4 protein-coding genes are annotated in these 4,109 nt (G+C 67.0%); 2 read left to right on the top strand and 2 right to left on the bottom strand.

The window, feature by feature from the left end:
* Nucleotides 1–179: 179 nt before the first annotated feature.
* Nucleotides 180–1,007: a hypothetical protein gene (locus tag ACIKT0_RS14240; RefSeq protein ID WP_407105979.1), complete on the top strand. Its 828-nt coding sequence runs from the start codon at nt 180–182 to the stop codon at nt 1,005–1,007.
* Nucleotides 1,008–1,274: 267 nt separating this feature from the next.
* On the top strand, nt 1,275–1,832 hold the full coding sequence (locus ACIKT0_RS14235; RefSeq protein ID WP_407105978.1) for a dihydrofolate reductase family protein: 558 nt from the start codon (nt 1,275–1,277) through the stop codon (nt 1,830–1,832).
* Nucleotides 1,833–2,411: 579 nt separating this feature from the next.
* On the opposite strand, the gene ACIKT0_RS14230 is transcribed toward ACIKT0_RS14235, so the two are convergent.
* Together ACIKT0_RS14230 and ACIKT0_RS14225 are read right to left on the bottom strand one after the other, a co-directional pair.
* A complete protein-coding gene (locus ACIKT0_RS14230) occupies nt 2,412–2,831 on the bottom strand; it encodes an EF-hand domain-containing protein (protein ID WP_407105977.1) in 420 nt (139 codons plus the stop codon).
* Between the two features lie 200 nt (nt 2,832–3,031).
* Entirely contained in the window at nt 3,032–3,940 is a 909-nt protein-coding gene (locus ACIKT0_RS14225) for a DUF6925 family protein (protein WP_407105976.1), read from the bottom strand.
* Between the last annotated feature and the right edge of the window lie 169 nt (nt 3,941–4,109).

Below are 4,109 nucleotides of genomic sequence, written 5' to 3'. Positions count from 1 at the left end.
CTCGGCGCCTGCGCGCCCGCCGGATCCGCCGGCGCCCCTGGCGCCGCCGGCGAGGACCTCGCCCCCTCCAGATCGGCCCTCATCACCCTCCCCTCTTCGACCGTCGACGCGACGCCCCGAAGGCGCAGGCCCGACGGTTTGCCGCAACGCGGCGCTTCTCAACTGGTTAGGAGACAGACATGACTGACGATCCCATCCCCGCCCGGCTGCCGAAGCCGCTCTACCTCGAGGTGCTGGGCGCCTCCACCCATCTCGGAAAGACCTTGATGGCAAACCGGCTCCGCGACGCGTTCACGGATATGGGCGTGCCGGTGACGCTCGTGCGCATCGAGAGCGAACGCGTAACGGCGGTCACGACGGATTACGACGTGTGGATACCGACCGAACATTTCGCGCGCGCGGCGGACCTGCCGGGCGGGGTCGCGGGAGTTCTGCGGCCGGCCTTCCTCGCGCTTCAGCCGATCGCCGAGGTCGGCGGATGCATGATCGTCGATTGGGCGGGCGGCCTCGTCGGTCACCGAGCTAGCATGCTGGCTGCCACCGCGCTCGGCCGGATGCTGGAGAAGCGCGGCTTCGAAACGCGCGCTTTCGTCATGACGACCAATCATCCCGACCGGATGGCGGAAGCGCGTGAGGTGATCGAAGTCAGCGCCAAGGTCGCACCGGAAATCCCCCACACCTTGGTTCTCAACGAGCGCCACGGAGCCTTCGATTTCGTCGAAGGCAGCATGCTGTCGAAGCGTCTTTCTGATCTTTTGCAAACGCAGCGTGGGAAACGCGTCCTGCGCATGGAGAAGATCCATGGGGACAGCCTCGGCCACCTGGCGCCGGCGGGCATGACGCTTGGCGGGCTTTTGGATCAGGAACCCGATCTGCTCGCGGAGATGATCGGATCAGACGAGATCACCGTGACTGCCTGCTTGTCGCATCTCGCCGCCTGGCACCAGCGGATGGGCGCGGAGGTGCGCGCCGTGCTGCCCTTTCTCGAAGAAGTCCCCGGCTCGTGAGGACCGCCTGAGAGCGTTGAGGACGCTTGGCTGGAGGTGGCGTGTGGCAATCGCCTGGCGCGTCTACCGCGCGCACTGCGCCGGCCGCCATTCATCGGCGGCCGAGATGGCTTGCCTTCCTCGAGAGGCTCAGGCGATCCTCTTTCTGTTGGCGGCTCCACTGCGGGCGCTCGCGTCTCACTTGAAGTGGTCCTCCTGAACGGTGTTCTTGCGGCTCACCGAAGCAATTTGCCTGCGTGTCTCCATTGTTTGGCTTAGAGTCGGCTGATGGGACGATTGACTTTCAGCATCAATGTCACCCTGGACGGCTGCGTCGACCACCAGGAGGGTATCGCCGACGAAGAGACGCACGCATTCTTCACCCGCCTTATGGACGGCAGCGGAGCTATGCTGTGGGGTCGCGCCACCTACGAGATGATGGAGAGCTACTGGCCGGCGGTCGTACGCGGGGACGAGGAGGCTTCGCCGGCAGTACGCGAGTGGGCGGTCAAGCTGGAGGCGAAGCCGAAATACGTGGTGTCGTCGACCCGAACGGCCTTCCCTTGGACCAATAGCTACCACGTCGCCGGCGACCTGCGCACGGGGGTGCAGAGGCTCAAGGACGCGACCCCGGACGGCGTGCTCCTGGGCAGCGGCACGCTCGCGACCGAGCTGGACCGGCTGGATCTGATCGACGAGTACAGTCTCCTCGTCCACCCCAGGATCGCCGGCCACGGTCCAACCCTCTACCAGGGCGGGCTGCTCAGCACGCGATGGCTCCAACTGGTCTCGGCGACGCCGCTCCGCAACGGCGCAGTCGCCACGCGTTACCGGCCCGTCCGCTAAGCCGGCAGCCCTTCGCGCTCGGCTCGCGCGGCCGCGCCCTAAGCCCTCCCCGCCACGCAACACGGCGTACCCGCTGCTGCTACAATGAGAGCGCGATGACGGGGCGCAGGCCTTGAGGCAATGACGGCCTCCCCTCCCGCGGACCACCGGCTCGCAACTCGAACGTCCGCCTTGGGTCACCTCCGGCAGGAGGTCGGCAACCGCTTCGCGCAAGAAGCCCATCTTGGAGTCCGACCAGACTGCGGACCCTTGCGTAATCGAGAGATGGATGTCCGTGGGCGGGGCCCGGCCACGGGGGCCTAGCCGCTCGAGGGGGACCCCTTTGGGGCATCATCAAACCCTGGGCACGGGAGGATAGAGTGTCGCCCGCCGCCTCATGCGCGGTTCGGCCTCTTAGTCGCTCTGATCTGGCTTGCCATCGCCGAACCGCAAGGCTGGCTCGGCTGGCCGTGACCTGAAAGGTTGCTGCCAGAGCGCGGCTTTTGGCGGCGGCGCGGATGGATCAATGCCATCCGCGCCGCATCGCGTACTCCGATCGGAGCCTGAGTTGCGCCGGCCAGCCGGCGGAGGCGCGTCGCGTCACTTGACGATCATGACCACGACGCCGCGTCCCGCCTCGGAGTCGAGTTCAGCCGCCGTCAGCTTCCCGTCCTTGTCTGCGTCGGCTTGCGCGAAGCGCGCCCGCGCGATGGTGAGCCACTCATCCATCTCGAGCGTCTCGTCGCCATCCTTGTTGACGCTCTTCCATTCCTCCTCGCTGACCCGGCCCTTCACCTCGTCCGGCTCCAACGTGGAGTCACCGTCGGGGTTGATCGCCGCGAAATTCTTCTGCGCCAGCGCAATGACTTCCGTCATCTCCAACGTGTCATCACCATCCGTATTGAGCTTCTTGAGGATGTCAGCGCCGGTCGCCTTGGTCATCGTCTCTGCGGCGACGGCTGGCGAGACCGCGAGTAAAGCAGAAGCTATAAGGGCGGCGGCGACTTTCCCGGTCTTCATTTCACCTCTCCCGATATAAGAGCTTCATGGCTGCTTGTTATGTCGCGCTGGGCCTCCTCGGCACCGTCGGCACAAGGGCTCGCTGAACAAGAAAGCGCGAGCGCGGCGGTTGGCCGAACGAGGGCCAGTTCCCGGGCCGCGTCTGATCGGCCGGGAAGGCGCAGAGCGGCGGCGCCGGTGAGCCCCACATCCGCTCTCCTTCAAGGAACCACGGGCAGCCCTCGCTGCAGCGCGCCGACGCGCGCGGCCATCCTTTCATGCCGGGTCAGCGGCTTGAGGTCCTCGCCGTGGATCTCATAGGCGGCGGCGCGTTTCACCGACACGAGCCGCCGGTCGCCGAACCGGTCGAGCAGCGACTGGAAGGCTGCGTGGCGCTCCGGATCGAAAGAGGCCGGGAGGCCGCGCGCGCCGCGATATGGGTGGGGTGGCGCAAAGCCGCCGCAGGGCACGAGATGCTTCGGCACCGGCGCGTTGGCGGCGTGGGTGCGGCCGGTGCGCATCAGCTTCGGCAACACGTGGGTGTGCGGGCCAGACGGGCTGGTCATTCCCTCCGCGAGGATCGGCAGGAAAACCTCGGCCCTGCCGAACCGGGTCATGAACACCCGGTGCGGACCGGCCTTCAGCACCGCCATGAGCGCGCCGTGCGAGACGTCGAAGAACGACCGGCCTTCAGCCCGCCTCAGGATATCGATCAGCCTCCCGTCGTTCGTGCGGACGCAGGCGTCGACCTGAAGCCGATCAAGCCCGAGATCGAACAGAAGACAGCGGCGATCGTCCGCGCGCACCGCCTGGAGGTCCTGCCCCAGCTCGGTGATGACCTTGCGCCGGTTCATGGCGCAGGCGTCCCCCGGCAGGCAGAGCGCGACCTGCTGGCTCCACGACTTGGCCCGGCTCATCGCGGTCTCGTAGGCGAAGAGCGTGAGATCCGCCGTCGTCTCGAGGCGAATGGCGCCGCGGGCCGTGAACGCTGCGAGGCCGCCATCGTCGGGAAACGCGACCGGCTCGTCGGCCTCGCGCATGAACTCGGCGACGACGCCGAACGTGCCGATGTGCCAGTGGGTTTCGGGCGAGCGGAGATGGCGCTCAAGCAGCGCCTGCACTTCGGTCATAGGCCTTTCTCCAGATGCGGATCGATCCGTCGCCAGGGGGCGATCAGAGGCTCGCCATGGGCGTCGGCGCGGGGTCGGCGGCGATCAGCTTGGCGAGCTTGCTCTTTGCCTCTTCCGTCTTGTCGAGCCGGTCGAGATCCATCGCGCTCTGGATTTCGGCGTTGCGCTT

The organism is Hansschlegelia beijingensis, from assembly GCF_045505405.1.
GTDB lineage: Bacteria > Pseudomonadota > Alphaproteobacteria > Rhizobiales > Methylopilaceae > Methylopila > Methylopila beijingensis_A.
This window is presented reverse-complemented; position numbering and strand designations above follow the sequence as displayed.